Source organism: Pseudomonas sp. K5002 (genome assembly GCF_013386655.1).
In the GTDB taxonomy this organism is placed as follows: Bacteria; Pseudomonadota; Gammaproteobacteria; order Pseudomonadales; family Pseudomonadaceae; genus Aquipseudomonas.
Genome location: NZ_JACARK010000149.1, coordinates 1 through 1665, shown reverse-complemented (window position 1 = coordinate 1665; position 1665 = coordinate 1). Strand labels below are relative to the sequence as shown.

General features: G+C 63.4%; 3 protein-coding genes. 2 read left to right on the top strand and 1 reads right to left on the bottom strand.

Annotated elements, in window-relative coordinates; all coding sequences use genetic code 11:
• Positions 1-346 (bottom strand): hypothetical protein (locus HX846_RS08515; RefSeq protein ID WP_178965249.1); only part of this gene is annotated, 346 nt, incomplete at its 3' end.
• A 139-nt stretch (positions 347-485) separates the two neighbouring features.
• Between HX846_RS08515 and nrdR the strand changes: the two genes are divergently transcribed.
• Together nrdR and ribD are read left to right on the top strand one after the other, a co-directional pair.
• Positions 486-956 (top strand): transcriptional regulator NrdR, encoded by a 471-nt coding sequence (gene nrdR, locus HX846_RS08510; protein ID WP_003209990.1) that lies wholly within the window; start codon positions 486-488, stop codon positions 954-956.
• A partial coding sequence (gene ribD / locus HX846_RS08505) for a bifunctional diaminohydroxyphosphoribosylaminopyrimidine deaminase/5-amino-6-(5-phosphoribosylamino)uracil reductase RibD (protein ID WP_178965248.1) occupies positions 953-1665 on the top strand: 713 nt, incomplete at its 3' end. The genes nrdR and ribD, both read left to right, overlap by 4 nt.

Below are 1665 nucleotides of genomic sequence, written 5' to 3'. Positions count from 1 at the left end.
AGTCAACGCGCCCGCCCGCCGGGAACGCTTGCGGGTTGAAGCGCAGGCGGAAGGCCAGGGGCTTGTTGTTGCCGATCAGCACGCTGCTGGCCAGCAGTTGTTGCGGGCGCGAACGGTCGTCGATCACCAGCAGCGCCAGTTCGACTTCGGCACCCGCCGGTATACCGTTCAATTGGCCGCTGACTTCACGCTGGTAGGCGGGCAACGGGCCGAGATCTTCTTCCACACCCGGCAGTTTTTTCTCTTGTTGCGGTGCCGGAGCCGGCGCCGCAGGTTTTGGGGCATGGCTGCTGCAGGCGACCAGAAAACCGAGCAACGTGAGCAAAACAAGTGGTCGTAACTGCATGTACGGCTCCAGAAAGGACAAAATCCGTGGCTTAAAAAATATGAAACATAATAGTCAGCCTATATACCGTAAAGGCTATGGCTTGTCTTGCCACAGGGATGCGCTACCATGGCCCTCCCATTTTTTGTTGCCTGCCACCATGCACTGTCCCTTCTGCGGTGCCAACGACACCAAGGTCATTGACTCGCGTCTGGTCGCCGAGGGCGAACAGGTGCGTCGCCGGCGTGAATGCCTGGCCTCTGGCTGCGGTGAACGTTTCACCACCTTCGAAACCGCCGAACTGGTATTGCCACGTCTGATCAAGACCGACGGCAGTCGCCAGCCTTTCGACGAAGAAAAACTGCGCGCCGGAATGCAGCGCGCCCTGGAAAAACGCCCGGTGAGTGTCGAGCGGCTGGAAGCGGCACTGGTGCATATCAAGCACAAGCTGCGCGCCACCGGCGAGCGCGAAGTCAAATCCCTGGTGGTTGGAGAACTGGTGATGGGCGAGCTGCAAAAGCTCGACGAAGTCGCCTATATCCGTTTCGCCTCGGTGTATCGACGCTTCCAGGACCTCAACGAGTTCCGCGAAGAGATCGACCGCCTGGCCCGTGAGCCGGTAAAAGAATGAACCCACCTTCGGCAGAACAAGCGGTACTCGATGCCCATTACATGGCCCGTGCCCTGGAATTGGCGCGCAAGGGCCTGTACACCACCCACCCCAACCCCCGGGTTGGCTGCGTGATCGTGCGTGACGGGCAGGTTGTCGGCGAAGGCTGGCACGTGCGCACCGGCGAACCCCATGCGGAAGTCCATGCCCTGCGGGCAGCGGGCGACAAAGCCCGGGGCGCCACGGCCTACGTGACCCTTGAACCGTGCAGCCACCACGGGCACACACCGCCCTGCGCCGATGCCTTGGTGAATGCCGGCCTGGCCCGTGTGGTTGCGGCAATGCAGGACCCGAACCCGGAAGTCGCCGGGCGTGGCATGCGCCGCCTGGCCCAGGCCGGGATCGAGACCCACAGCGGCTTGCTGGAAAACGAAGCGCGGGCGCTTAACCCGGGCTTTCTCAAGCGCATGGAGCATGGCCTGCCGTTTGTGCGGGTCAAGTTGGCCATGAGCCTGGACGGTCGCACCGCGATGGCCAACGGCGAAAGCCAATGGATCACCGGCCCGGCCGCGCGTGCCGATGTACAGCGCCTGCGTGCCCAGGCCAGTGTGGTGCTGACCGGCGCCGACACGGTGCTGGCCGATGGTGCTCGCCTGACCGTGCGCGCCGCCGAACTGGGTCTGGATGAAGAAACCACCGCCCTGGCGATGTCCCGTCCGCCGCTGCGTGT

Coding starts and splice junctions, on each gene's coding strand:
- nrdR (WP_003209990.1), top strand. CDS start 486: ATGCACTGTCCCTTCTGCGGTGCCAACGACACCAAGGTCATTGACTCG.